The 24,860-nt window shown below is 70.8% G+C and carries 25 protein-coding genes and 1 riboswitch; of the genes, 22 read left to right on the plus strand and 3 right to left on the minus strand.

Translation table 11 applies throughout. The features are described from left to right. Window positions 1-34 precede the first annotated feature (34 nt). From HZF19_RS05520 to HZF19_RS05585, 14 genes are all read left to right on the plus strand, one after another. Window positions 35-1,012 (plus strand): GDP-L-fucose synthase family protein, encoded by a 978-nt coding sequence (locus HZF19_RS05520; protein WP_208027758.1) that lies wholly within the window; start codon window positions 35-37, stop codon window positions 1,010-1,012. Between the two features lie 48 nt (window positions 1,013-1,060). Next, a riboswitch (TPP riboswitch) is annotated at window positions 1,061-1,173 on the plus strand. Window positions 1,174-1,193: 20 nt separating this feature from the next. Then, the gene (locus HZF19_RS05525; protein WP_208027759.1) at window positions 1,194-1,919 is read left to right on the plus strand and encodes a thiamine diphosphokinase; all 726 of its coding nucleotides are present in this window, start codon (window positions 1,194-1,196) and stop codon (window positions 1,917-1,919) included. Next, entirely contained in the window at window positions 1,916-3,025 is a 1,110-nt protein-coding gene (locus HZF19_RS05530; RefSeq protein ID WP_208027760.1) for a thiamine ABC transporter substrate-binding protein, read from the plus strand. The genes HZF19_RS05525 and HZF19_RS05530 overlap by 4 nt, the downstream gene beginning before the upstream one ends. Then, window positions 3,022-4,656 carry an ABC transporter permease gene (locus HZF19_RS05535; RefSeq protein WP_208027761.1) on the plus strand — a complete coding sequence of 545 codons (1,635 nt, stop codon included), beginning with the start codon at window positions 3,022-3,024 and terminating at the stop codon, window positions 4,654-4,656. The genes HZF19_RS05530 and HZF19_RS05535 overlap by 4 nt, the downstream gene beginning before the upstream one ends. After that, a complete protein-coding gene (locus tag HZF19_RS05540) occupies window positions 4,656-5,678 on the plus strand; it encodes an ABC transporter ATP-binding protein (protein WP_208027762.1) in 1,023 nt (340 codons plus the stop codon). Before HZF19_RS05535 ends, HZF19_RS05540 begins: the two co-directional genes overlap by 1 nt. A 57-nt stretch (window positions 5,679-5,735) precedes the next feature. Then, complete coding sequence (locus HZF19_RS05545; protein WP_208027763.1) at window positions 5,736-6,182, plus strand: SRPBCC family protein; 447 nt, start codon at window positions 5,736-5,738, stop codon at window positions 6,180-6,182. A gap of 99 nt (window positions 6,183-6,281) precedes the next feature. Then, complete coding sequence (locus HZF19_RS05550; RefSeq protein WP_208027764.1) at window positions 6,282-6,983, plus strand: hypothetical protein; 702 nt, start codon at window positions 6,282-6,284, stop codon at window positions 6,981-6,983. 172 nt (window positions 6,984-7,155) lie between these two features. Next, the gene (locus tag HZF19_RS05555) at window positions 7,156-7,875 is read left to right on the plus strand and encodes a TSUP family transporter (RefSeq protein ID WP_208027765.1); all 720 of its coding nucleotides are present in this window, start codon (window positions 7,156-7,158) and stop codon (window positions 7,873-7,875) included. Beyond that, complete coding sequence (locus HZF19_RS05560) at window positions 7,872-8,735, plus strand: ABC transporter ATP-binding protein (protein ID WP_372443438.1); 864 nt, start codon at window positions 7,872-7,874, stop codon at window positions 8,733-8,735. The genes HZF19_RS05555 and HZF19_RS05560 overlap by 4 nt, the downstream gene beginning before the upstream one ends. A gap of 85 nt (window positions 8,736-8,820) precedes the next feature. Then, window positions 8,821-10,113, plus strand: a complete 1,293-nt coding sequence (locus HZF19_RS05565) for a hemolysin family protein (protein WP_208027767.1) — start codon at window positions 8,821-8,823, stop codon at window positions 10,111-10,113. After that, window positions 10,110-11,165, plus strand: coding sequence for a hemolysin family protein (locus HZF19_RS05570; protein WP_208027768.1), 1,056 nt, complete (start codon window positions 10,110-10,112; stop codon window positions 11,163-11,165). The genes HZF19_RS05565 and HZF19_RS05570 overlap by 4 nt, the downstream gene beginning before the upstream one ends. Window positions 11,166-11,260: 95 nt before the next feature. After that, complete coding sequence (locus tag HZF19_RS16795; protein ID WP_208027769.1) at window positions 11,261-12,376, plus strand: murein hydrolase activator EnvC family protein; 1,116 nt, start codon at window positions 11,261-11,263, stop codon at window positions 12,374-12,376. Window position 12,377: 1 nt separating this feature from the next. Further along, a complete protein-coding gene (locus HZF19_RS05580; RefSeq protein ID WP_208027770.1) occupies window positions 12,378-13,316 on the plus strand; it encodes a phosphotransferase family protein in 939 nt (312 codons plus the stop codon). Further along, window positions 13,313-13,669: a DUF6285 domain-containing protein gene (locus HZF19_RS05585; RefSeq protein ID WP_208027771.1), complete on the plus strand. Its 357-nt coding sequence runs from the start codon at window positions 13,313-13,315 to the stop codon at window positions 13,667-13,669. The genes HZF19_RS05580 and HZF19_RS05585 overlap by 4 nt, the downstream gene beginning before the upstream one ends. A 30-nt stretch (window positions 13,670-13,699) precedes the next feature. Here HZF19_RS05585 and fabI read toward each other — a convergent pair whose 3' ends face one another. After that, the gene (gene fabI / locus HZF19_RS05590) at window positions 13,700-14,467 is read right to left on the minus strand and encodes an enoyl-ACP reductase FabI (RefSeq protein WP_208027860.1); all 768 of its coding nucleotides are present in this window, start codon (window positions 14,465-14,467) and stop codon (window positions 13,700-13,702) included. 109 nt (window positions 14,468-14,576) lie between these two features. On the opposite strand from fabI, the gene npdG reads away from it, so the two are divergent. From npdG to HZF19_RS05620, 6 genes are all read left to right on the plus strand, one after another. Next, window positions 14,577-15,239, plus strand: a complete 663-nt coding sequence (npdG, locus tag HZF19_RS05595) for an NADPH-dependent F420 reductase (RefSeq protein WP_208027772.1) — start codon at window positions 14,577-14,579, stop codon at window positions 15,237-15,239. A 59-nt stretch (window positions 15,240-15,298) separates the two neighbouring features. Next, on the plus strand, window positions 15,299-16,486 hold the full coding sequence (cysS, locus tag HZF19_RS05600) for a cysteine--tRNA ligase (RefSeq protein ID WP_235979429.1): 1,188 nt from the start codon (window positions 15,299-15,301) through the stop codon (window positions 16,484-16,486). Between the two features lie 66 nt (window positions 16,487-16,552). After that, complete coding sequence (locus HZF19_RS16800; protein WP_208027773.1) at window positions 16,553-17,341, plus strand: lysophospholipid acyltransferase family protein; 789 nt, start codon at window positions 16,553-16,555, stop codon at window positions 17,339-17,341. Then, complete coding sequence (gene thrS / locus HZF19_RS05610; protein WP_208027774.1) at window positions 17,310-19,262, plus strand: threonine--tRNA ligase; 1,953 nt, start codon at window positions 17,310-17,312, stop codon at window positions 19,260-19,262. Before HZF19_RS16800 ends, thrS begins: the two co-directional genes overlap by 32 nt. A 7-nt stretch (window positions 19,263-19,269) precedes the next feature. Continuing rightward, window positions 19,270-19,800 (plus strand): HIT family protein, encoded by a 531-nt coding sequence (locus HZF19_RS05615; RefSeq protein WP_208027775.1) that lies wholly within the window; start codon window positions 19,270-19,272, stop codon window positions 19,798-19,800. A 45-nt stretch (window positions 19,801-19,845) separates the two neighbouring features. After that, window positions 19,846-20,427: a hypothetical protein gene (locus tag HZF19_RS05620; RefSeq protein ID WP_208027776.1), complete on the plus strand. Its 582-nt coding sequence runs from the start codon at window positions 19,846-19,848 to the stop codon at window positions 20,425-20,427. Window positions 20,428-20,433: 6 nt separating this feature from the next. Here HZF19_RS05620 and HZF19_RS05625 read toward each other — a convergent pair whose 3' ends face one another. After that, window positions 20,434-20,940 (minus strand): hypothetical protein, encoded by a 507-nt coding sequence (locus HZF19_RS05625; RefSeq protein WP_208027777.1) that lies wholly within the window; start codon window positions 20,938-20,940, stop codon window positions 20,434-20,436. Window positions 20,941-20,944: 4 nt separating this feature from the next. After that, window positions 20,945-23,104 (minus strand): elongation factor G, encoded by a 2,160-nt coding sequence (gene fusA / locus HZF19_RS05630; RefSeq protein WP_268962784.1) that lies wholly within the window; start codon window positions 23,102-23,104, stop codon window positions 20,945-20,947. Window positions 23,105-23,172: 68 nt separating this feature from the next. On the opposite strand from fusA, the gene HZF19_RS05635 reads away from it, so the two are divergent. Further along, window positions 23,173-23,871, plus strand: a complete 699-nt coding sequence (locus HZF19_RS05635) for a CDP-alcohol phosphatidyltransferase family protein (protein ID WP_208027779.1) — start codon at window positions 23,173-23,175, stop codon at window positions 23,869-23,871. A gap of 21 nt (window positions 23,872-23,892) precedes the next feature. Continuing rightward, entirely contained in the window at window positions 23,893-24,831 is a 939-nt protein-coding gene (locus HZF19_RS05640; protein ID WP_208027780.1) for a phosphatidylinositol mannoside acyltransferase, read from the plus strand. Window positions 24,832-24,860: the final 29 nt, after the last annotated feature.

The raw sequence follows: 24,860 nt of genomic DNA on the forward strand, positions 1-24,860 counted from the left end.
GGCGTGGCACGGGGGGTAACCTGTGGTCACCCTTATGACGACCGACATCCCTCTCGACGCGCCCATCTTCGTGGCTGGTCACGCGGGCCTGGTCGGTTCCGCCATCGTGCGTCGCCTCGAGCACGAAGGGTTCACGAACATCCTCACCGCGCGGCGTGACCAGCTCGACCTGCGGGATCAGGCGGCCGTGAACTACTGGTTCCGCGCCAATCGCCCGCAGTACGTGTACCTGGTGGCCGGCACCGTGGGCGGGATCCTCGCGAACTCCACCCGGCCCGCGGAGTTCCTCTACGACAACATGATGATCCACGCCACGGTCGTGCACGCTGCGTACCTCTTCGGGGTGGAGAAGTTGCTCTACCTCGGCAGCTCGTGCATCTACCCGAGGCTCGCGCCACAGCCGATCACGGAGGACGCGTTGCTCACCGGGCCACTCGAGCCGACCAACGAGGCGTACGCCCTGGCCAAGATCACCGGCATCAAGCTCTGCGACGCGTACCGCTTCCAGTACGGCTGCAACTTCATCTCGGCGATGCCCACCAACCTGTACGGCCCCAACGACAACTTCGATCTGGCCTCCAGCCACGTGCTCCCCGCGCTGATCCGCAAGTTCCACGACGCGAAGGAGCGGGGGGAGACCGCGGTCGAGATCTGGGGAACGGGTACGCCGCGGCGCGAGTTCCTCCACGTCGACGACCTCGCCGATGCCTGCGTGTTCCTGATGAAGTCGTACGAGGAGCCGGGGCCCATCAACGTCGGCACCGGTGTCGACGTCACCATCCGCGAGCTGGCCGAGATCATCCGGGACATCGTGCACCCGACGGCGGAGCTCGTCTTCGACACCACCAAGCCCGACGGCATGCCCCGCAAGGTCCTCGACGTGAGCCGCATCAACTCCTTGGGGTGGAGGCCCACCATCGAGCTGCGTGACGGCATCGCAGCGACCTACCGGTGGTTCCTCGACCACCAGGGCAGCGGGATCCGAGGGGTGGCTCCCGCTGCCGTCGGCTGATCGCCGGTTCCCGAGGCTGCGTCGGGTGCGGGGCCGGCTAGCCTGTTCCCCGAGGAACACGGGAGCCCGGGCACGTCGGGCTGAGAGGGAGGGCAGTTCCCCTCCGACCGTTCGAACCTGATCCGGGTCATGCCGGCGCAGGGAGGCTCGGTTCGTCTCGTGTGTTCCCGAGGACCACGCGATGACCATCCGACGAGCCCCACACCCGTCACCTGCGCCGCCGCCCAGCGGCCCCCTCGCGGTGGTGTTCACCGGAGGTGAGCGACCGTCGCCGGACGCTCTGGACGGTGTGCCGAGGGACGCCTACGTCATCGCCGCTGACTCGGGTCTCCACCACGCGCTCGACCTCGGCTGGCCGGTGCACGTCGTGGTCGGCGACTTCGACTCGGTCGACGTCGGCCTACTGGCGCGGGCCGAGTCGCGGGGAGCGGTGGTCGAGCCCCATCCCGAGGCGAAGGATCACACCGACCTCGAGCTCGCGCTCCGGCGGGCGCGGGAGCTCGGGGCCCGCCAGGTGGTCGTGGTCGGTGGGGGAGGCGGTCGCTTCGATCACCTCCTCGCCAATGCCTTGGTGCTCGCGTCCGCCGAGTTCGCGCCGCTCGAGATCGAAGCCCGCCACAGCGGGGCGCGCATCCACGTGGTGCGCAGCTTGGCGCGACTCTCGGGCTCGCCGGGTGAGCTGGTGACGCTGCTGCCCATCGGTGGCCCGGTGCACGGGGTGACCACGGCGGGTCTGCTGTACCCGCTCGCCTGCGACACCCTGATTCCCGGCACGACCCGGGGCGTCAGCAACGAGTTGCTCGGCGAGCAGGCCACGGTGGAGGTCGGCAGCGGGGTGCTGATCGCCATCCAGCCCGGTGGTCGGGGCACACACGTCTTCCGACAGCTCACAGGAGGCATCACGTGAACCCAGTGTCCAGCCCCCGCGCCGCTGCCGATCGCGTGCGGGTGATCGCCGCGCTCGTCGTCCTCGTCGCGCTGATGAGCGCTGCATGCGGGTCGTCCGGTTCCGGCGACGACACGTCCGCGCCCGCGACCGGCGCCGGTCGCGGTGGCTCGGTCCGCTTGCTGACCCATGACTCGTTCAGCGTGAGCGACGCGGTGCTCGCCGGGTTCGAGCAGCGCACCGGCATCAAGGTCGAGGTGGTGCGAGGCGGCGACGCGGTCGAGGTGGTGAACCAGGCCATCCTGGCCAAGCGCAACCCGCAGGGCGACGTGCTGTTCGGCATCGACAACAACCTGTTGACCCGAGCCTTCGACGAGGGCCTGTTCGAACCGTACGAATCGCCTGCGCTGGCCGGCGTCGATCCCTCCTACGTCCTCGATCCCCAGCACCGCGTGACCCCGATCGACGTGGGCGACGTGTGCGTGAACTACGACCGGTCGCGCTTGCGAGCCGACGGGCTCCCGGTCCCCGACACCTTGGAGGACCTGGCCGACCCCCGCTACCGGGGGATGCTGGTCGTCGAGAACCCCGCCACCTCGAGCCCGGGGCTCGCGTTCCTGCTGGGCACCAGGGCACGATTCGGGGAGGGTTGGCTCGATTACTGGCGTGCCTTGAAAGACAACGGGGTTACGGTCGCCGACGGCTGGGAACAGGCCTACTACAGCGACTTCTCGGGCGGCAGCGGGGAAGGAGACCGCCCCTTGGTGGTGAGCTACGCGTCCAGTCCGGCGGCAGAGGTGCCCGACCCGTCGATCAGTGTCGAGGACGCACCGACCGGGTTCGTGCCGGCGACCTGCTACCGCCAGATCGAGTTCGCCGGGATCCTCGCCGGCGCGGCCAACCCGGACGCGGCCCGCCAGCTCATCGACTTCCTGCTCTCCGTCCCCTTCCAGGAGGACGTGCCGATGCGCATGTTCGTCTACCCGGTGAACACCGAAGCCGCCCTGCCGGAAACCTTCACCAAGTTCGCGGCCCTGGCGACGGACCCGCTAGAGCTACCGCCGGCGGAGGTGGCTGCCAATCGTGACCGGTGGATCGAGGAGTGGACGAAGCTCTTCTCCGAGTGATCCTCCGGCGGCTCGGGCGCCTGCTGCTGGTCGGGGTGCCCCTGGCGTTCCTGGCGATCTTCTTCGCCTATCCGGTGGTCGCCATCGTGCTGCGGGGTCTGCGACCCGCAGGCCAGTGGGATCTCGGCGTCGTGGGGGAGGTGCTGGGCGAGCCCGCGTTGCGGCGGGTGGTGTGGTTCACCGCCTGGCAGGCGGCGGTCTCGACCCTGCTCACCGTTGTCGTGGCCATGCCCGCAGCCTGGTGCTTCGCCCGGCTCGAGTTCCGGGGGAAGCGGCTGCTGTGGGCGGGCCTGATCGTCCCCTTCGTCCTGCCCACCGTCGTGGTGGGCGCCGCCTTCCTGGGCTTGGTCGGGCCCCGCAGCCCCCTCGGCGTGGACCTGCGAGGGACGGTGTGGGCGATCCTGTTGGCGCACGTCTTCTTCAACTACGCGGTGGTGGTGCGGACGGTGGGCGGTCTGTGGATGCACCTCGACCCGCACCTCGAGGAAGCTGCCCGGGTGCTCGGCGCTGGCTGGTGGCAGAGCTTCCGGCGCGTCACCTGGCCACTCCTGCGCCCGGCAGTGGCGGCGGCCGCGTCGATCGTGTTCTTGTTCACCTTCACCAGCTTCGGGGTGGTGTTGATCCTGGGTGGCCCCAGGTACCGCACGTTGGAGGTCGAGATCTACACCCAGACGGCACGCTTGTTGAACCTCGACACCGCCGCGGTGCTGGCGCTGGTGCAACTGGTGGCGGTGGTGGCGGTGCTGTTCGTGTACGCCCGGTACCAGGAGCGCCGCTCGGTGAGCCAGCTCCTACGCCCGGCCACCGAGACCGCGCGCCCGCTCGCCGGCTGGCGCGACCGGGCGCTGCTCGGCGCCAACCTGGCGGTGATCGCGGTGTTGCTGGTGGCGCCGCTCGCCGTGCTGGTGGGGCGGTCCCTGTCGACGCCAGGCGGCTGGGGACTCGACGCGTACCGTGCACTCGATACGTCGAGGCGGGGGAGCGTGCTGTTCGTCGCACCCCTGGAAGCGGTGCGCAACTCCCTGCTCTTCGCCGGGGCGGCCACCCTGATCGCGCTGGTGGTGGGAACCATGGCGGCGTTCGCGATCGCCGGGCGCGATCCGGCACGCACGGCCCGCTGGATCGACACCCTCCTCATGATCCCACTGGGCACCTCCGCGGTCACCGTGGGATTCGGGTTCCTCATCGCTCTGGATCGTCCTCCACTGGACCTGCGCGACTCGCTCGTGCTGCTGCCCATCGCACACGCCTTGGTGGCGGTACCGTTCGTCATCCGTCTGCTGGTCCCGACGCTGCGTTCGATCGACCCGCGGCTACGGGAGGCTGCTGCCGTGCTCGGTGCTCGGCCGGCTCGGGTGTGGCGGGAGGTCGACCTGCCACTCGTGGGAAGGGCGCTGCTCGCGGCGGCCGGTTTCGCGTTCGCGGTCTCGCTCGGCGAGTTCGGGGCCACCGTGTTTCTCGCTCGCAGCCAGTGGCCGACCCTCCCGATCGCGATCTACCGGTTCCTCGGCCAGCCGGGCCCGCTCAACTTCGCGCAGGCCGCTGCGCTGTCGACCATCCTGATGGGGCTGACGGTGGCGGTGATGCTCGCCATCGAACGGGTCCGGGTCGGCCGGATCGGGGAGTTCTGATGCTGGAGGTCGAGGACCTGGCCGTCACCATCGACGGCCGCCACATCCTTGACGGAGTGTCCGCTACCGTGCCCCCGGGCGGGGTGCTCGGGGTCCTCGGGCCTTCGGGCAGCGGCAAGACCACGCTGCTGCGGGCCATCGCGGGGCTGCAACCCGTCGAGCGGGGCTCCATCCGGGTCGATGGACGGGACCTGACACCGCTCCCCACCCACCGGCGGCAGGTGGGACTGATGTTCCAGGACTACGCCTTGTTCCCGCACCTGGACGTGGCCGGCAACGTGGCCTTCGGTCTGCGGGTGCGCGGTGCCGGGCGGGCCGAGCAGGGAGCGCGGGTCGGCGAGGTGCTCGAGCTGGTCGGGTTGTCCGGCTGCGGGTCCCGGGCGGTGTCGTCGTTGTCCGGGGGCGAGCGCCAGCGGGTGGCGTTGGCGCGGGCATTGGCCCCCGCTCCCCGAGTGCTGATGCTCGATGAGCCGCTGGGGGCCCTCGACCGGGCGCTGCGCGAACGGTTGCTGGTCGAGCTCCAGGAACTGTTCGCCAACCTCGAGGTGTCGGTGGTGTACGTCACCCACGACCAGGACGAAGCGCTCAGCGTGGCGGGGGAGGTGGCCCTGTTGCGCGAGGGGCGGGTGGTGCGGCGCGGCCCGCCCGCCGAGCTGCGGGCTCGTCCGGGTGACGCCTGGTCGGCGCGCTTCCTCGGTTTCACGAACGTGTTCGACGTCGAGGTTCGTGACGGCACGGTGCTCTTCGAGGCGGGCGTGCTTGCTCGAGCGGCGACCCAGCTCCCTCCTGGTCACGGGTCCGTGCTGGTCCGCCCCCGCGGCGCGCGGCTCGACGCCGCCGGGCAGCTGCGAGGCCGGGTGGACGCGCACCTCTTCACCGGAGACCAGACCGTGGTCCGGGTGCGGCTGGGGGAGCGCACGACGCTCGACGTGCTCGCCGACGGGGAGGCGGTTCCCGGCGTGGGGACGGAGGTGGGGGTCACGGTGCTCCCCGGCGCGGTCGAGCCGTTGGAGCGTGGTTGACCCCGGCTTCGGGCAGCGGGCGCTGCGGTCCCGGGCGGGCACAATGGCGGGGTGGAGATGACCGCATCACTCGAAGCCCCGTGCCCGCCCCGCCGTCTGTTCGCTGCCGTCGAGGACCTGGGTCGCTACCCGGCGTGGCTGTCGATCGTACCGAAGGCGGAGCCCGCGCCCGCGGCGCCGGGCGATGCCGGTCCCGCGTGGTCGGTGGAGCTGCGAGGCCGGATCGGTCCGCTGGCGCGCTCGAAGCGGCTGCGGATGGTGCGCACGGTCCACGAAGCGCCCACACGGGTACGGTTCGAGCGCCGGGAGCTCGACGGCCGTCGGCACTCAGCCTGGGTGCTCGAAGCCCGTGTCGTCGCCGACGGCGGGCTGAGTCGCCTGGAGATGGACCTCCACTACGGCGGATCGTTCGGCGGGTCGGTGCTCGAGCGGCTGCTCAGCGAGGAGATCGACGAGAGCCGCCCGCGCCTGCTGGCGCAGCTCGCCGCCGTCGACCCCGCCTGACCGTGCTTGCCCCGCCACCCGGGTCCAAGTAGCGTGATTCGGACTTCGTGGGCCCGGCGCGGGCTCATCGACGGGGCTTCTTCCAGGGAGGGACAGATCATGCGTCTTCGTAGATCGTTGGCGGTCGCCGTGGCTGCGGGAGTGCTGGCAGGCGGTCTGGCAGCCTCACTGCCCGCGTCGGCCGGTGCTGCTGTGACGCCGATCAACGTCAACGGAGTCTGCACCGGCGCGGACGAGGCCAGCCAGACCATCCTCAACAACTTCGGTGGGTCGCTGAACGTCCCGTTCCAGGTGACACCGGACGTCCCGGAGAACCTGCCCCCGGGCGACACGGCGACGGTGAGCTTCACGTGGGGGCTGAGCCTCACCCAGGAGACCATCGACCTCCTCACCGGTCTCGGCATCACCTCGGTCGATGTCTCGGGGTTGACGCTTCCGGTGATCGCCCAGGGCTCAGCGAGTTCTCCGAACACCATCGTGGGGAACCCACCCGACGCCACCATCCCCGTCCCACCGCCCAGCCCACCCCAGGTCGGCCCGTTCACCGGCCAAGTCGAGGGTGGCGAGACCGACATCATCTACACCGTGGGCACCATCACGTTGTCCGTCACGATCGGTGCTCCGCTCAACATCACCCTCAACCTGTCGTGTGTCGACCCCCAGGCCACCGTGCTCGGCACCACGATCGTCACGGGTGTGACCCCGTCCACCCAGCCGCCACCCACGCTGCCGCCGACCACCACGACGTCCACCACGGCACAGCAGGCTGCGGCGACGACCAGCCCACGTTTCACCGGCTGACACCGATCCCTTCCGACCACGCAGGGCCCCGCTACCGCGGGGCCCTGTCGCGTTCCGGAGTCACCCATCAACTGGCAGGTCAAACGCGTGCTTTGGCACGCGTTTGACCTGCCAGAACGCAGGGGGGTCGCCGTTTCGATCCGGGATGGCTCACGGTGGCACACTCGCAGGCTTGAGCCCGTTCACGCTGCTCGCCGCCGTCTCCGTCATGGCCGCCGGCGCGGCCGTTCAAGGATCGGTGGGATTCGGTGCCGCGCTGGTCGCGGCGCCCTTGCTCGCCCTGCTCGACCCCACCTTCGTGCCGGCACCGCTCATCCTCGCCGCGCTGGTCCTCAACATCCTCATGCTCCGGCGGGAACGCGGTAGCCATCACTGGCGCGCGGTGGCCTGGCCCATCGCCGGCCAGATCCCCGGGGCGCTGATGGGCGCCACCGTGCTCGTGCTGGCCAGCGACGACGGCGCGCTCGGCGTGATCTTCGCCGCCATGATCCTGGCCGCGGTGGCCCTCTCCATCTCGGGCCTACGGGCTGAGCCCACCCCACCGGTGCTCTTCGCCGCCGGCAGCCTCTCCGGGTTGATGCAGTCGACGGTGGGCGCGGGAGGCCCGCCCATCGCGCTGGCGTTCCAGGGTCGCAGCGGCCCTGACCTGCGGGCGGCACTCGCCCGCTACTTCACCGTCTCCTGCCTGGTCTCGCTGGGGTTCCTGGCGGCGGTCGGTCAGATCGGCGGCCGGGAGCTCGTGGACGCAGCCGTCCTGATGCCGGGGGCGGTCACCGGTTTCATCGGGTCCGGATGGGTGTCCCGCCACGTCGACGGGGTCGTGGCTCGTCGGGCGGTGCTCACCCTCTCGGCCCTCGCCGCCCTCGCGGTCCTGGCCCGGTCGTTGGCATGAGCGCTCCACGGGCCGGGCAGGATCCGACAGTCGAATTGCGGAGCGTGTCGCTGGTCCGCGGCGCACAGGTGATCCTCGATGGCGTCGACTGGGTCGTGCAGTCCGGTGAGCGATGGGTGGTGCTCGGCCCGAACGGCTCCGGCAAGACCTCGCTGCTGCGCATCGCGTCGCTGTGGTTGCATCCCACGAGCGGGCAGGTGCGGGTGTTCGGCCACCAGCTCGGACGGACCGACGTCCGGCGTCTGCGGGGTCGCATCGGTGTGGCCAGTGCCGGCTCGGCCGATCAACTGCGCCCGAGCCTCACCGCGCTCGAGGTGGTGATGACCGGGCGGTACGCCGCCCTCGAGCCGTGGTGGCACACCTACGATGACGCCGACCGGACGCGAGCCGCCGAGCTGCTCGACCGGATGGGGGTGGGCGCGAGGACGGCCCACGGGCTGGGCTCCCTCTCGTCCGGTGAGCGCCAGCGGGTGCTGCTGGCCCGCGCGCTGATGGCCGAGCCGGATCTGGTCCTGCTCGACGAGCCGACCGCGGGTCTGGACCTGCCGGGTCGGGAGGAGCTGGTGGCCAGCCTCGATGACCTGGCGGCCGATCCCTCGACGCCGCCGACGGTGCTGGTCACCCACCACGTGGAGGAGATCCCGCCCTGTTTCACCCATGCGCTGCTGCTCTCCGCCGGTCGGGTGCAGGCGTGCGGTGCGATCCGGGAGGTGCTCACGGCTGAGGCGCTCTCGGCCTGTATGCGGATGGCGGTGCAGCTCGACCGTGATCCGACCTCGGGCCGGTTGAGCGCCCGCGCCCGACGCGAACCGGCAGGCAAAGCGCGTGCGGGAGCACGCGCCTCGCCTGCCGGTTCATGAGTCGGGCGTTGGTACGCTGGCGGCGACCTGCCCCCGGCCACGGAGTGCACCGATCAACCTCGCGCTCGGCCTGCTGGCCGTCTGCTTGCTGATCGTCGCCAACGGGGTGTTCGTCGCGGCCGAGTTCGCCCTGGTGGCCGTGGACCGGAGCCGGATCGACCGCCAAGCTGAGGCCGGCAGTCGGCGGGCCCGGTCGGTGCGGGCCCTGTTGCGGCGGCTGTCGTTCCATCTGGCGGGCGCCCAGCTCGGGATCACGGTGACGTCGCTGGTGATCGGCTTCCTCGCCGAGCCGGTGCTCGCCGAGGTGCTGCGGCCGGTGCTGGAACCGATCGTGGGCGCCCGAGCGGTCCGCGGGCTGGCCGTCACCGTCGGCTTCGTACTGGCCACCATCGTCCAGATGATCGTCGGCGAGCTCATGCCGAAGGGTCTCGCCATCGCGCACCCCGAGCGCACCAGCCGGGTGCTCGCACCGTTCCTCACGGCGTACGGCACCGTGTTCGGACCGCTGATCCGGGCCCTCAACGGGGCGGCCAACTGGACCGTGCGGCGTCTGGGCATGGAGCCCCGTGAGGAGCTCTCGCGGGTCCGCACCCTCTCGGAGTTCGAGCTGCTGGTGGCGGCGTCCGAGCAGGAGGGCACGCTCGCCGGCTCGGCGTCGACGCTGCTCACCAGGTCGATCCGGTTCGGTCGCAAGACCGCGGCCGACGCGCTGGTGCCACGGACCTCGGTGCGGGCCATCCCGCTCGACGGCACGGTCGCGGACCTGGTGGCCGCGTCGGCCGAGACCGGGCATTCGCGCTTCCCGGTCTACGGCGCGGACCTCGACGACATCCGGGGCGTGGTGCACGTGCGTGCCGCTCACACCGTCCCCCAGTCCCGGCGGGCGACCACGGGCGTGGGCTCGCTGATGACTGACGTGCTCACCGTGCCGGAGAGCCGGGAGCTCGAGGACGTCCTGTTCGACATGCGCTCCCGCCGCCAGCACCTCGCGGTGGTGGTCGACGAGTACGGCGGGACGGCAGGGATCATCACCCTCGAGGACATCATCGAGGAGATCGTCGGCGAGATCGACGACGAGTACGACACCGTCACCCCGCGCCTCACCCGCGTGCGCGGTCCGGGAGAGTGGGTCCTGTCGGGGACGCTGCACCGCGACGAGGTCTACGACGCCACCGGCCTCGAGGTGCCCGAGGGAAGCTTCGACACGCTCGCCGGCTTCGTGCTCGACCGGTTGGGCCACATCCCCGAGGTGGGCGAGCAGTTGAGCTGGGACGGCTGGACCCTGACCGTCGTGGCCATGGACCGCCGGCGGATCGCCGAGGTGGCCGTCGTGGGACCCGGCGAGGAACCCCAGCCGGAAGGGCCGGGGAGGCGATGAAGGTCTGGCCTTTCGCCGCGGCGGTGGCCCTGCTGTTCGCCAACGGCTTCTTCGTGGCGGTGGAGTTCGCGGTGGTCGGCTCCCGCCGCACCAAGCTCCAGGAGCTGGCCGCGGCCGGGGATCGCCGGGCCGAGCGTGCCATGGCGGCGCTCACCGACCTCAACCGGGAGCTCGGCGGCGCCCAGCTCGGCATCACCATGGCGTCGCTCGGGCTCGGCGTGGTGGCCGAACCAGCGGTGGCCGAGCTGATCACGCCCCTGGTGGAGATCACCGGTGCCTCCGAAGCGCTCGCCCACTCCATCGCCTTGGGGATCGCGCTGGTGATCGTGGTCTTCTTCCATCTGGTGGTGGGGGAGATGGTGCCGAAGAACGTGGCCATCGTCGATCCCGAGCGCACCTTGCTCCGACTCGCCCCGCTCGACCGGGCGTACCTGTTCCTGTTCGGTCCGATCGTGGCCGTGCTGACCGCGCTGGCCAATGGCGGCCTGCGCCTGATGGGGGTGCGGACGCGCCGTGAGCTGGCGGTCGGTCACACCGCCGAGGAGCTGGCACTCATGGTCGCCACCTCACGGGAGGAAGGCGTGATCGAGGACTTCGCCGCCGACCTCATGGCTGGGGTGCTCGATTTCGGGGGTCGTGACGTCTCGGCGGTGATGGTGCCCCGGGAGCGGATCGCGACGATCTCGATCGGCACCAGCGTGGCCGAGGCCGAGCGGGTGGTGCTCGAGCGCGGCCACTCACGGTTGCTGGTGACCGGTCGGGACCTCGACGACGTCCGCGGGTTCATCCACGCCAAGGACCTGCTCACCGTGCCGGCGGAGGCCGCCTCCCGGCCGGTGCCGCTGCGCCTGGTCAGGCGCATGCTCGACGTGCCCTGCGACCGCTCGCTCGAGGACCTCCTCCTCGGGATGCGGCGGGCCAGGGTCCATGTGGCCGTGGTTCGAGACCCGGATGGTCGCACCGCGGGCCTGGTCACCCTGGAGGACCTCGTCGAGGAGCTGGTGGGCGACATCCTCGACGAGTCCGACCGGCCCTCGTCGAAGCGCTCGTGACCTCTGGCGGTCCTGCCACACCGCCCACTCCTGCCACACGTGCAACACGCGCCACCTGGACAACGTGAGCCACGAGTACGCTAGCCTCGCGCGCCGTGCGTGGCGCCGCTTCCGGACCCCTCGCGCTGACCGTCGCGCTCGCCCTGCTGGTCGCGGTGGCCCAGCCGGCTGGCGCCGAGCAGACGCCTGGGCTCACGGAGGCCCGCCGGCGGGCGACCGAGACCACCCGGCAGCTCGCCCGGATCGAAGCTGAGCTCGGGGAGCTCGACGCGCAGGTCAGCCGGCTCGAATCCGAGCGGGCGGACGCCGAGAGCCGGCTCGAGGGGCTGCGGGACCGGGTCCGGCACGTCGCCGTGGAGCGGTACACGAGCTCGGGCAGCGATGTCGAGCTGTTGCTGGGAGTGGACATCAACGAGCAGGAGCGCGCCCGGGCCCTGGCCCGGTTCGTGACCCAGAGCGATGTCGACGCGATCGACGAGTACCGGGCGACGAAGGCCCGGCTCGAGCGAGCTGCTGCGGAGCTTGCCGCTCGCCAGGAGGATCAGCAGGCCAAGCTGCAGGCGATCCGGCACCAGCGCGAGAAGCTCGACCGGGAGCTGGCGGAGCTCGAGCGGCAGGACGCGCAGCGGATCGACGCGGAGCGCCGGGCGGCCGAAGAGGCCGCGCGGCGAGCCGCCACTGACCGGGCGAGCGGATCCGGAGCGGGACAGTCGACCGCCGTAGGCGGCACCCGAGGTGGCCCCCCCGCCACCAGCGGTACCGGAAGCAGGCAACCCACAGCCCCGCCACCGACGGTCGCCCCTCCCGCCAGCGGTGGCGGGCTGTGGATCTGCCCGGTGCAGGGTGCACGGACATTCGTCGACTCCTGGGGTGCCCCGCGGCCCGGTGGGCGGGCACACCAGGGGGTCGACATCATGGCCCCGCGAGGCACCCCGGTGGTGACCCCGGTCAGCGGGATGGTGCAGCTGAAGACCGGTGGCATCGGAGGGCTCACCTTCCGCCTCCAGGGCGACGACGGCAACTGGTACTACGGCGCCCACCTCGACTCCTACGCCGGGGTCGACGGCCGGCTCCCCGCGGGAACGGTCGTGGGCTACGTGGGCGATACGGGTGACGCCAAGGGCACCGGCACACACCTGCACTTCGAGATCCACATCGGCGGCTACGGCAGACCGGTGAACCCGTATCCCACCGTGGCCAGGTACTGCTGAAGTGGAGCCGGCCGAGCTGGCGAGCGCGCTCGGCAGCCACTTGGGAGGCGAGGTGGGCGATCTGCGCCGGCTCTCCGGCGGCGCCTCGCGCGAGACCTTCGGTCTGGAGCTCGACGGCCGGCCGTTGATCCTGCAACGGGTACGACCGGGTCCGGTCGCCGGGTCGTTCTCCATGGAGGCCGAGGCGGAGCTGCTGGCCGCGGCGGCGCGAGCCGGCGTCCCCGTGGCCAGGGTCATGGCGGCGTCGGATGACCCGAGCATCCTCGGCGCGCCGTTCATCGTGACGGAACGGCTGGAAGGGGAGACCATCGCCCGGCGGATCCTGCGCGACGACCGCTTCGCCACCGCGCGGGGGGTCCTCGTCGGCCAGTGCGCGGTGGCGCTGGCTCGCATCCACCGGCTCTCGGCGGACGATGCCTCCGGGCTGCGCGTCCAGGACCAGCTAGGGGAGCTGCGGCGCCTGGTGGACGCGCTCGGCGGGGCGCACCCCGCGTTCGAGCTGGCATTCCGCTGGTTGGAGGCCAACCGGCCGCCACCGGCCACACCGTCGGTGGTCCACGGCGACTTCCGGCTCGGCAACCTCCTCGTGGCCCCCGGGGGCTTGGTGGCGGTGCTCGACTGGGAGCTAGCCCACCTCGGCGACCCCCTGGCCGACCTCGGGTGGTTCACCATCCGGGCCTGGCGGTTCGGAGGAACCGGGGAGGTCGCCGGCTTGGGCTCGCTCGACGAGCTGCTCGCCGGCTACGAGGCGGCCGGTGGCCTGCCCGTGGACCGGGAGGCGCTGTACTGGTGGCAGGTCCTCGGCACCTTGCGGTGGGGCGTCATCTGCCTGCTGCAGGCGTCCGCGCACCTGAGCGGTGCTAGCCGGTCGGTCGAGCTGGCCGCGATCGGGCGGCGGGTCTGTGAGACCGAGTACGACCTGCTGAGGATGCTCCCGTGAGCGCACCCCACGATCGGCCCACGGCAGCGGAGTTGGTGGAGGCGGTCCGCGAGCTGCTCGAGCACGACGTGCTCGACCTCACCGAGGGGCGGGTGCGGTTCCACGTGCGGGTGGCCATGAACGTGTTGAGGATGGTGGAGCGCGAGCTCGCCGAAGGCCCGGCGATGGCCGCGGCCCACGCCCGGCGCCTCGAACAGGTGGGCTTCACGAGTGATGCCGAGCTCGCGGCCGCCATCCGGGCCGGTGCCCTCGACCCGCGCTACGACGAGGTCAAGGCGGTGATCTATGGCAGCGTGGTCGACAAGCTGCGAGTGGCTAACCCCGAGTACCTGGAGCCCGAGGACCGCGGTTGATCGGCCCCCTGGGGGTGTCCGACGGAGGGCTCAGGCGCCCGTGGCGTGGTACCCGCCGTCGACGTGGAGCATCTCGCCGGTGGTCAGGGGGAACCAGTCCGAGAGGAGCGCTACACACGCTTTCGAGACCGCGTCGGCGTCCTTGACGTTCCAACCCAGAGGGGCGCGGTCGGCCCACACGTCCTCGAAGGTGGAGAAGCCGGGGATCGAACGGGCGGCGACGGTCTTGATGGGACCGGCAGCGACGAGGTTCACCCGGATCCCCTGGGGGCCGAGGTAGCGGGCGAGGTAGCGGGCGGTGGACTCGAGCGCGGCTTTCGCCACTCCCATCCAGTCGTAGGCGGGCCAGGCCACGGTGGCGTCGAAGTCGAGGGCGACGATCGACCCGCCCGCGCTCATCAGCGGTGCGACCGCGTCGGCGAGCGCCTTCAGGGAGTACGCGGAGACGTTCAGCGCCACACCGACGTCCTCCCAGGTGGCGTCGAGGAAGGTGCCGCCCAGGCACACCGGCGGAGCGAAGCCGATGGCGTGCAGTGCGCCGTCGACACGACCCCATCGATCTGCGAGCTGCTCGCGAAGCTCACCGGGGTGTGAGGCATCGGTGGCGTCGAACTCGAGCACCTCGGGCTCCATCGGCAGTTTCGACGCGGCGCGCCTGGTGTTCTTCATCACCTTGCCGACACTGGTGAGCAGCAGCTCCGCGCCTTGCTCCTGGGCGAGCTTGGCCACCCCGAACGCCAGTGACGCCTCGGTGAGCACACCGGTGACGACGAGACGCTTTCCTTCCAGCAGACCCATGGGACCTCCGACCGCGACGGCGGTGGGCACGTTACCGGCCACGGCGGCCATGCCTGATTCGTCGTCAGGGTTTGGACCGCCGTGTCGGGTCATCGCCTAGGGTGGCGGTGTGCAGATCGGGATTCTTGGTGCAACCGGTCCGGCGGGCAGCGGTCTCGCTGCTCGCCTGGCATCCGTGGGCTTCGAGGTGGTGGTCGGTTCACGGTCGAAGTACCGGGCCATGGAGGTGCGCGACGGGCTGCTTTCCCGCTGGGAGGGCCGGAGCCTGGCCATCGACGCGGCCGACAACGAAGGGGCCGCCGCCGCCGAGGTTGTGGTGATCGCCACGCCGTGGGACGCCGCGGCAGCCACCGCCAAGTCGGTGGCCAGGCAGCTCCAGGGCAAGGTCGTGATCTCGATGGCCAACGCCTTGGCGAAGGTGGGCCACGAGTTCCAACCGCTGGTGCCCCCGCGCGGGTCCGTGGCCGCGTCGGTGCAGGCGGCCGTGCCGAGGTCGCGGGTCGCCGCGGCCTTGCACCACGTGCCGGCCAAGGAGCTGGGCGACCTCAACGGCGCGGTGGAGAGCGACGTGCTGGTGTGCTCCGATCATCCGGCAGCCACGGAGACGACCATCGACATCGTCTCGAAGATCCCCGATCTCCGCCCGCTCGACGCCGGCGAGCTGTCGAACGCGGCGCCGATCGAGGCCTTCGCCGCCGTCCTGCTGCAGCTGAACATCCGCTACAAGACCCGGGCCGCGGTTCGCTTCACCGGCATCAACGTCGATCACTGACCGTCGAGCCCGGCGAGGGAGGTCGCCCGGCGCGTCACGGCGCCGGTACCCTGCCGGCGATGGGATCCGGTGACGGCAGCACCCTGCGCGACGAGCCGTGGCGTGACCTGCCGCCCATGCGCTTGTACGACACCGCCCGCCAGGCCATCGTGCCGTTCGAGCCGGGGCGAGTGGTCACGATGTACACCTGCGGCATCACCCCCTACGACGCGACCCATATCGGTCACGCCGCGACCTACCTCACCTACGACGTGCTGCAACGCCGCCTGCGGGACCGGGGGCACGAGACCCGCTGCGTGCGCAACGTCACCGACGTCGACGACGACATCCTCCGCAAGGCACGGCAGTTGGGCGTCCATTACCTCGACCTGGCCGCGGCCGAGACCGCCCGCTTCGACGCCGACATGGAAGCCCTCGACGTGCTGCCGTGTTGGAGCGAGCCTCGGGCCACCTCCGCCATTGCCGACATCCGTGGCTTCATCGGCATGGTCCTCGACCGGGGCCATGCCTACCAGAGTGGGGGCGCGGTCTACTTCGACGTCAGCTCCTTCGAGCGCTTCGGGCAGATCAGCCACCTGTCCCGGGACGAGATGCTCCGGCTGGCCGCGGAGCGCGGGGGGAACCCCGACGACCCGAACAAACGCGACCCGCTCGACTTCGTCCTGTGGCAGCCGTCGGCTGAAGGTGAGCCCGCGTGGGAGTCGCTGTGGGGCCCTGGCCGTCCGGGATGGCACATCGAGTGCTCGGCGCTCGCGCTGCGCGAGCTCGACACCACGATCGACCTGCACGGCGGCGGATCGGATCTGATCTTCCCGCACCACGAGTGCGAGGCCGCCCAGTCGGAAGCGGCGACCGGCCAGCGTTTCGTGCGCCACTGGATGCACCAGGCGATGGTGCGGATGGGCGGCGAGAAGATGTCGAAGTCGCTCGGGAACCTGGTCTTCGTGAGCGACCTGTTGAAGAGCTTCGACCCCCGCGCCATCCGGTTGGCCTGCATCCAGCACCATTACCGCCACAGCTGGGAGTGGACCGACGACCTCATGCCCGAGGCCGCCGAGCGCCTGGAGCGCTGGCAGGCGGCGACGGCCGCACCGGCCTCGACCGCCAGCGATGACACCCTGTCCGAGGTGCGGGCCGCCCTCGACGACGATCTCGACACCCCCCGGGCGGTGGCCGCCGTGGACGCAGCGGCCAGCCGGGGAGAGAGCGTGGGGCATGCCTCGGCGCTCCTCGGCGTCGAGCTCTGATCTGAGCGGGACCAGGTTCGGGCTCGGCCGGGGCGTCCCGGCATGCGCTGTGGGAGAATCGGCGCCATGGGATCGGAGGTCGGGCAGCTCTATCCGGTGGCGAGAGCGATCCTCCGGCCCTGCTTCCGGTTCCTGTGGCGCATCGAGGTGGAGGGCCTCGAGCGGGTCCCCGACCGTGGGCCCGCGATCTTCGCCCCCAACCACCTCTCGGTGATCGATCACTTCGTTCTGGGTGCGGTGCTGCCCCGGCGGATCACCTTCGTCGGCAAGGCCGAGTACCTGGACAGCTGGAAGACGAGGCACCTGTTCCCGGCGCTGGGGATGATCCCGATCGACCGCTCCGGGGGGTCCGCGGCGGAGGCGGCGCTGGCCGCTGCGGCGAGCGTGCTGGAGCGGGGTGAGTTCTTCGGCATCTACCCGGAGGGCACCCGCTCCCGCGACGGCAAGCTCCACCGGGGGCACACCGGGGTGGCCCGGCTGGCCCTGCGGACGGGCGCGCCCATCTTCCCGGTGGGCCTCCAGGGCACCGCGGAGGTCCAGCCGCCGGACGCCCCACTGCCGAAGCCGTTCAAGATGATGCGGGTGCGCATCGGCCGGCCCATCGACGTCAGCCGCTACCGCGACCGGGCTGGCGACCGCCTGTTGCTGCGCCAGATCACCGACGAGGTCATGTACGAGATCCGCGAGCTGTCAGGTCAGGAGTACGTCGACACCTACGCCACGAAGCACGGCGAGGGCGTGCCGAGCGAGCCGGGTCGGGTGACCCACCTCTCAGGGAACGGCGTCGGGAGCGGGGAGAGCCTCCAGGTAGGCTCCGCGGTCTATGGCCGACCAGATCACGATCACGCTGCCTGACGGGACCGCGAAGACGCTCCCGACGGGCTCGACCGCCGGTGACCTCGCGGCGGCGATCGGGCCCCGGCTGGCCAAGGCTGCCGTGATCGCGAACGTCAACGGGGTGGAGCGGGACCTGGTCTGGCCGCTCGCCGACGGCGACGAGGTGGCCATCATCACCGACACCAGTGAGCGAGGGCTCTACACGATCCGCCACTCCACAGCGCACGTGCTGGCGCAGGCCGTGCTGGACCTGTTCCCGGGTGCCACCTTCGCCATCGGCCCACCGGTCGAGAACGGGTTCTACTACGACTTCGAGCTGCCCGGCGGGGCCACGTTCACCCCGGAGGACCTGGAGCGCATCGAGGCCCGCATGCGCGAGATCATCGCCGAGGAGCAGCCCTTCATCCGCGACGAGGTTCCCGAGGAGAAGGCCCTCGAGATCTTCCGCGACCACAAGTACAAGTGCGAGATCATCCGTGGCGCGGCGGAGGACCCGACATCGGTCACCGAGCGGGGGCTTGTTCGGACCTACGAGAACCCACCCCGGTTCATCGACCTGTGCCGCGGGCCGCACGTGCCGCACACCGGTCGCCTCGGTCATTTCAAGCTCATGCGGGTCGCCGGCGCGTACTGGCGCGGCGATGAGCGCAACCCCATGTTGCAGCGCATCTACGGGACCGCATGGGCCACGAAGAAGGATCTCGACGACTACCTCACCCGGCTCGCCGAGGCCGAGAAGCGGGATCACCGCAGGCTCGGCGTCGAGCTCGATCTCTTCTCGTTCCCGGAGAACATCGGCTCCGGGCTGGCGGTGTTCCACCCGAAGGGCGGGGTGGTGCGTCGCATCATGGAGGACTACAGCCGCGCGCGCCATGAGCAGGCCGGCTACGAGTTCGTGTACTCGCCGCACATCAGCAAGGCCAGCCTCTTCGAGACCTCCGGTCACCTCGAGTGGTACGCCGAGGGCATGTATCCGCCCATGGAGCTCGACGAGGGCACCGAGTACTACCTCAAGCCGATGAACTGCCCGTTCCACATCCTCATCTACAAGAGCCGGCTGCGCTCCTACCGTGAGCTGCCGCTGCGGCTCTTCGAGTTCGGGACGGTGTACCGGTACGAGAAGTCGGGCGTCGTGCACGGGCTGACCCGAGCCCGCGGGTTCGCTCAGGACGACGCCCACATCTTCACGACGAAGGAGCAGATGCCCGACGAGCTGCGTTCGCTGCTCACGTTCGTCCTGAACCTGCTGCGCGACTACGGCCTCGACGACTTCTACCTCGAGCTCTCGACCCGGCCGGAAGGCAAGGCGGTGGGCACCGTCGAGGAGTGGGAGGAGGCCACCGAGGCGCTCCGCCAGGCGGCCGAGTCGATGGGGCTCGACCTGGTCCTCGACGAGGGAGGCGGCGCTTTCTACGCCCCCAAGATCTCCGTGCAGGCGCGCGACGCCATCGGTCGCACCTGGCAGATCTCGACCATCCAGGTCGACTTCATGCTCCCGCAGCGCTTCGGTCTCGAGTACGTGGGTCCCGACGGGGAGCGCCACCGTCCGATCATGATCCACCGGGCGCTGTTCGGGTCGGTGGAGCGCTTCTTCGCCGTCCTCCTGGAGCACTACGCCGGCGCGTTCCCCGCCTGGTTGGCGCCGGTGCAGGCCCGGGTGCTGCCGGTGCGTGACGATCACGACGTCTATGCCCATCGACTGGTCGACCGGCTGGCGGCCGAGGGCTTCCGTGTCGAGTTCGTCGACGCCACGGAGCCGCTGGGCGGCAGGATCCGCAAGGCGAAGCTCGAGAAGATCCCCTACGTGCTGGTCGTCGGCGACGACGATGTCGAGCACGGCACGGTGGGCGTGAACCCGCGCGGCGGGGACGTCGAGCGGGGGGTCCCGGTGGATGACTTCATCGAGCGGCTCGCCGCGGACGTGGTCGGGCACGTCTGAGCGGCCCATGGGGGGCATCGACCATCTCTGGGCGGGTTGGCGCAGCGCCTACCTCGATGCTGCCACGTCGGGAGGGCTCGGCGGGGAGCGCACCGGCGGATCTCTGTTCGAGCGCATCCTCCACGGCGGGCAGCCCGACGAGGAGAGCTTCGTCGTCCATCGGGGCGAGCGGTGCTCCTCGATCCTCAACGCCTACCCCTACACGAGCGGACATCTCCTCGTGCTCCCCAACCGGGCGGTGGCCGAGCTGGAGGAGCTCGACGATCCCGAGATGCGTGACCTCTGGCTGGAGGTGCGCGACGCGGTGGCGGCGATCAAGCGCGCCTACCGCTGCGACGGGGTCAACATCGGCATGAACCTGGGTCGCGCTGCCGGTGCCGGGGTGCCCGAGCACCTCCACGTCCATGTGCTGCCCCGCTGGCACGGCGACACGAACTTCATGACCGCGGTCGCGGAGACCCGAGTCATGCCCGAGGCCCTGCCGGTGAGTTGGCGGAAGCTGCGTGACGCCTGGCCCACCGCCGCCACCAGATCCTGAGCAGAGGTGCGGCCGCGCAGCCCGGCCGCTACCGTCGCAGCCGCCATGTCCGACGAGCCCGACCAGCCCGACGAGGCGACACCTGCTCCGCAGCCGCCGGCCGAGCGCGAGCCGTCCCGCACGGAGCCGCTCTCCGACGCGGACATCCGCGACGCGCTCCCGGCAGATCTCGACGCCTCCGGTTACGTCGGGCCCTACCTGTTCCCGAACAACAACCGGCGCCGCATCCCCGCCATCCTCTACTGGGTCATCTCCGCGGCCTGCGCCGGCCTGTGGCTCGCCACCCGTGGCGGCGATCCCGTGCTCGTCAACAGTGGCTTCCTGGCTGCAGCCGTCGGTCTGGCGCTCGCGGGGGTGTACAGCTTCGTCACCGGATGGGATCTCGATGTCGACGAGCGTGATGCCCTGGTGGCGGCAACCCGCCAGGTCGGGTTCCCGGTCGGTCACGCGTCGGCACAGATGGGTTGGCGGGGTCTGCTCAGCCGGCCCACCTGGCGGATCCTGCTCTATTCGGCCGAGGACCCGCCGGAGAAGCGGGGGCTCGTGCTGATCGACGGTGTCAACGGCGACGTCGTGGAGTGGTTCGTGGAGGACAACCCCGAGGACTGGAGCGACCTGCGACCCTGAGCAGCGTCAGCCCCGAACCTCCCGCATGATGCGCTCGACGTCGTCGAGGCCGTCCCGGCCGGCACCCACCGCGTCCCGGGCCACCTCCAGCGCCGTGACCGATCCGCCACCCGCCACCCGGGCGGTTCGCTGCCAGGCCTTCGCCGGCAGCGTCGCGGTCCGCTCGGCGAGCGCGTCGGCGGCATCGGCGAGCAGGGTGAGCGCCTCATCGACCGACCCGGGCGGCTCGGTCTCCCAGTGACGGGACCCGCGCTCGAGCACCGCGGGGTGCAGGACGGGATCGTCGTCGACCGCGATCTGCTGGAGGGCATGCTCGAGGAGCACGAAGGTGCGCGTGAGGTCGGAGACCACCTGCACCACCGAGCGCCCGTCGCGCCCAGCGCGGTGCGCGATCTCGTCGATGTCCTCGTCATCGGCGAGGGGCCGGATCAGCGACCGGAACCGCCGCGGGTAGGAACGCAGGGCGGCGACCGCATCCGGAGGGGTGAGGTGGGACAGGTCGAGTGCGGCCACGGGCTCAGCTCGCGGTGCTCTCGGCGGCCACCGTGGCCACCAGGTTCGGGGGGAGGATGTCGTAGTGGTCGTGGCGAGCCCGGAATCGGCCCCGGCCCCCGGTCTTGGAGCGCAGGTCGATCGCGTAGCGGCGCAGCTCGGAGGTCGGGACCAGCGCCACGATCGTCTGCTCCCCGGTGTCGGCCATCTCGGTGCCCTGGACCCGGGCGCGGCGGCTGTTGAGGTCGCCCATCACGTCACCCTGCAGCTCGGAAGGGACGGTGACCTCGAGCAGGGAGATCGGCTCCAGGATCACCGGTGAGGCCTTGGCCATGGCCTCCCTGAAGGCCAGGCGGCCGGCCATCTTGAAGCTCATCTCCGAGGAGTCGACCGAGTGGTACTTGCCGTCGGTGCAAATGACCCGCACATCCACGACCGGGAAGCCGTGCACCCCTCCCTCCGCCATCGTCTCCTCGATGCCTTTCTCCACCGCCGGGATGAACTGCCGGGGAATCGCCCCCCCGACGATCTGGTCGACGAACTCGAACCCGCCGCCGCGCTCGAGTGGCTCGATACGGATCGTGGCCACGCCGAACTGCCCATGCCCCCCGCTCTGCTTCTTGTACTTCCCTTCGGCTTCCGCGCTGGCGGTGATGGTCTCACGGTACGCGACCCGCACCTCCTCGGTGTCGACGTTCACCCCGAACTTGCGCTCGAGGCGTTCGAGGGTGATCTGGAGGTGGGTTTCGCCACTGCCCTTGAGCAGGGTCTGGTGGGTCTCGTCGTCGCGCTCGACGACGATCGCCGGATCTTCCTCGACCAGGCGGTGCAGCGCGTTGGCCAACTTGTCGTCGTCGGCTTGGGTGCGAGCCCGCACCGCGATGGCCAGCACTGGCTCGGGCCACTCGATCGGCTCGACTATGACCGGAATGCCCTTGGCGGTGAGGGTGTCGCCCGTGCGTGTGGCGCTCAGCTTCGCTACCCCGCCGATGTCGCCGGCCGGCAGCTCGGTGACGTCGAGGTGCTCGCGTCCGCGCAGCGTGAACAGTCCGTGGAGTCGCTCGTCTGCCCCGGAACGGGGGTTGAGCAGGTGGTCGTCGGGCCGGATGGTCCCCGAGAGGACCTTGAACAGCGAGAGCTGCCCGACGTACGGATCGGCCACCGTCTTGAACACGAACGCCAGCGGCTCGGCTTCGGGATCGGGGGACACCGTGACGGTGGACTCGCCCGCCCGCACGGGGACCGGCGGCCGGTCGAGCGGGGAGGGCCCGATCTCGCAGAGGAAGTCGGCCAGCCGATCGATTGCCACCCGTGCGGTCGCCGAACCGCACACCACCGGGAACACCGTGGCCTGGTCGACGCCCACGGCCAAGGTCCGCTCGAGCTCTTCGGCGCTGGGCACGTCTCCGTCCAGGTACCGCTCGAGCAGCGTGTCGTCCGCCACCACGATGCCCTCGACGAGGTTGTCGTGCACCTGGTGCTCCAGGTCCTCCATGTCCTCGGGGATCTCCTCCACCGTGGCTCGGCCATCGTCGTACACGTAGGCCCGGTCGGTCAGCAGGTCGGCGACGCCCCGGAACGAGTCTTCGGCACCGATCGGCAGCTCGAGAGGCGCCACGCCGGCGCCGAAGCGGTCGCGCAGCTCGTCGAGCGTCCGCTCGAACGAGGCCCGTTCCCGGTCCAGCTTGTTCACGAAGATCATCCGGGGGATGCCCATTGCCTGGGCCGCCTTCCAGAGCCGCTCGTGCTGGACCTCCACTCCCTCGACCGCGCTCACCACGAACACCGCCAGGTCGGCCACTCGGAGCGCGGCCAATGCCTCCCCTTCGAAGTCCGCATAGCCGGGCGTGTCGATGAGGTTGACCTTGTGACCCTTCCACTCGAAGGGCGCCAGGGCGAGCGAGATGGAGATGCCCCGCTTCTGTTCCTCTGGGTCGAAGTCGCACACGGCAGCGCCGTCTTCCACCCGACCGAAGCGGGAGATGGCGCCGGCTTCCAGCAGCAGGGCCTCGGCCAGGCTGGTCTTGCCGGCACCCCCGTGACCCACCAAGGCCACGTTGCGGATCCTGTCAGGTGAGAACGGCTTCACAGCCTCCCCCTTTCCCGGGAGGCTCGACCTCCCGAGTCGCGACCGCTGGTGCGCGGAAGCGTACGCTGCACTCGGCACGGCTGCTCCGGTGAGCATGAACCCTTCGCACCGGCCGCTCTGCTGGTACCCTGGCCCGAACCCCGTCCCCGGATCAGGAGCACCACATGCTCGACGGACGTTGGCGGGCCAGCTTCGAGAAGGGTCTGCGACCCGTCGGAGCGAGCCTGCGTCGAACGGGCGTGACCGCCGATCACCTCACCACCGTCGGCGTGGTGATGAGCGTGGCCGCCGCGGTGGCCATCGGCGCCGGACAGCTCCGGTTGGGCTTCGCGCTGCTCCTGCTCACCGCGGTGCCCGATGTCCTCGATGGGGCGGTCGCCAAGGCCTCGGGCATGGCATCGCCGAGGGGCGCGTTCTTCGACTCCGTCATGGACCGGGTGTCCGACGCCTTTCTGCTCGGTGGCGTGGCCTGGTACCTCGCGGCCACCAGCAGCGGGTACTCGCCGGTCCTTCCCATGGCGGTCCTGGCCGCGACCATGCTCATCTCCTACGAGCGGGCCAAGGCGGAAGCGCTCGGCTACGACGCCAGGGGCGGGTTGATGGAGCGCGCCGAGCGGCTCGCGCTGCTGGGCATCGGCTTGCTGTTCGACGCGCTGCTCGTGCCGGTGTTGATCGTGATGCTGGTGCTCACGGTGGTCACCGCCGGGCAGCGGTTCGTGAAGGTCTGGCGCCAGGCGAGTGCCGATCGGCCGGTCGCGGCACCCACTCGCCGGCGCCGCAGCAGGCGGCGGGTCTCGCGAAGCCGCGCCACCCGGCAGGCAGCGACGTCCTGGCCGCAGCGGTTCCGCGATCGCCGGGGCTAGCGGGCGCCCGCCCACCGGCTCGTGAAGGTCGAACCGGTCTCCACCGCGTACAAGGCGGCGTACCACTTCGTCCGTAGCGTCCCGCGGCCGGTCGCGGATGCCGCCGCCCTGGCCGGCAGCGTCGTCGCCGCCGAGGTCTCGAAAGAGCGGCGTCTGCTCGTCGAGCGGAACCTGCGCCGGGTGTACGGCGACGATTTCGGGGGGCGGGACCTGCGCCGCTGCGTCGTGGCCACGTTCGCCTCGTACGCCCGTTACTGGGTGGACTCGTTCCGCCTGCCCGGTGTGTCGCTCGGTACGCTCGACGCCGGCTTCCAGTACCGGGGCTTCGATCACCTCGTGGAAGCTCGCGAGCGGGGCATCGGCCCGATCATCGTGCTCCCGCACCTCGGTGGTTGGGAGTGGGCGGGCTTCTGGTTGACCCGGGTGATGGAGATCCCGGTGACGGTGGTGGTCGAGCCGCTCGAGCCCCGGGAGCTGTTCGATTTCTTCGTCCGGTTCCGCCAGGCGTTGGGGATGAACATCGTCACTCTGGGCCCGGCGGCTGGGGCCGAGGTGCTGCGGGCCATCAAGGAGCGCCACGTGGTGTGCCTGCTCGCCGATCGCGACATCCACGGCGACGGGGTCGCGGTCGACTTCTTCGGGGAGCGCACCACCCTTCCCGCCGGTCCCGTGACCCTTGCGCTGCGCACCGGCGCGCCGCTGCACCCCACCGCCGTCTACTTCGCCGGCCACCGCCACGTCGGGGTCGTCCGTCCTGCCCTGCCCTTGGAGCGGCAGGGCCGCTTCCGAGCGGACGTGGTCCGGGGGACGCAGCGGCTGGCCCGCGAGCTGGAAGACCTGATCCGGGTCGCTCCGGAGCAGTGGCACCTCCAGCAGCCCAACTGGCCGAGCGATCACGAAGCCCTCGAAGCCATCGGAAAGTCTGCCGCCCGGCCGGGCAGGTCGGTCCCACATTGGTGACCGGCCGCGATCTGCCCGTAGCGTGACGT

Source organism: Rhabdothermincola sediminis (assembly GCF_014805525.1).
Classification (GTDB): Bacteria; Actinomycetota; Acidimicrobiia; order Acidimicrobiales; family Acidimicrobilacustridaceae; genus Rhabdothermincola; species Rhabdothermincola sediminis.

Excerpts from the sequence above, each read along its gene's own strand:
- fusA (WP_268962784.1), bottom strand. The coding sequence starts at position 23,104 with ATGCTCACCGGAGCAGCCGTGCCGAGTGCAGCGTACGCTTCCGCGCAC.
- HZF19_RS05570 (WP_208027768.1), top strand. The coding sequence starts at position 10,110 with ATGAAGGTCTGGCCTTTCGCCGCGGCGGTGGCCCTGCTGTTCGCCAAC.
- HZF19_RS05520 (WP_208027758.1), top strand. The coding sequence starts at position 35 with ATGACGACCGACATCCCTCTCGACGCGCCCATCTTCGTGGCTGGTCAC.
- HZF19_RS05525 (WP_208027759.1), top strand. The coding sequence starts at position 1,194 with ATGACCATCCGACGAGCCCCACACCCGTCACCTGCGCCGCCGCCCAGC.
- HZF19_RS05635 (WP_208027779.1), top strand. The coding sequence starts at position 23,173 with ATGCTCGACGGACGTTGGCGGGCCAGCTTCGAGAAGGGTCTGCGACCC.
- HZF19_RS05545 (WP_208027763.1), top strand. The coding sequence starts at position 5,736 with ATGACCGCATCACTCGAAGCCCCGTGCCCGCCCCGCCGTCTGTTCGCT.
- HZF19_RS05620 (WP_208027776.1), top strand. The coding sequence starts at position 19,846 with ATGTCCGACGAGCCCGACCAGCCCGACGAGGCGACACCTGCTCCGCAG.
- fabI (WP_208027860.1), bottom strand. The coding sequence starts at position 14,467 with ATGGGTCTGCTGGAAGGAAAGCGTCTCGTCGTCACCGGTGTGCTCACC.
- thrS (WP_208027774.1), top strand. The coding sequence starts at position 17,310 with ATGGCCGACCAGATCACGATCACGCTGCCTGACGGGACCGCGAAGACG.
- HZF19_RS05615 (WP_208027775.1), top strand. The coding sequence starts at position 19,270 with ATGGGGGGCATCGACCATCTCTGGGCGGGTTGGCGCAGCGCCTACCTC.
- HZF19_RS16800 (WP_208027773.1), top strand. The coding sequence starts at position 16,553 with ATGGGATCGGAGGTCGGGCAGCTCTATCCGGTGGCGAGAGCGATCCTC.
- HZF19_RS05560 (WP_372443438.1), top strand. The coding sequence starts at position 7,872 with ATGAGCGCTCCACGGGCCGGGCAGGATCCGACAGTCGAATTGCGGAGC.
- HZF19_RS05540 (WP_208027762.1), top strand. The coding sequence starts at position 4,656 with ATGCTGGAGGTCGAGGACCTGGCCGTCACCATCGACGGCCGCCACATC.
- cysS (WP_235979429.1), top strand. The coding sequence starts at position 15,299 with ATGGGATCCGGTGACGGCAGCACCCTGCGCGACGAGCCGTGGCGTGAC.
- HZF19_RS05550 (WP_208027764.1), top strand. The coding sequence starts at position 6,282 with ATGCGTCTTCGTAGATCGTTGGCGGTCGCCGTGGCTGCGGGAGTGCTG.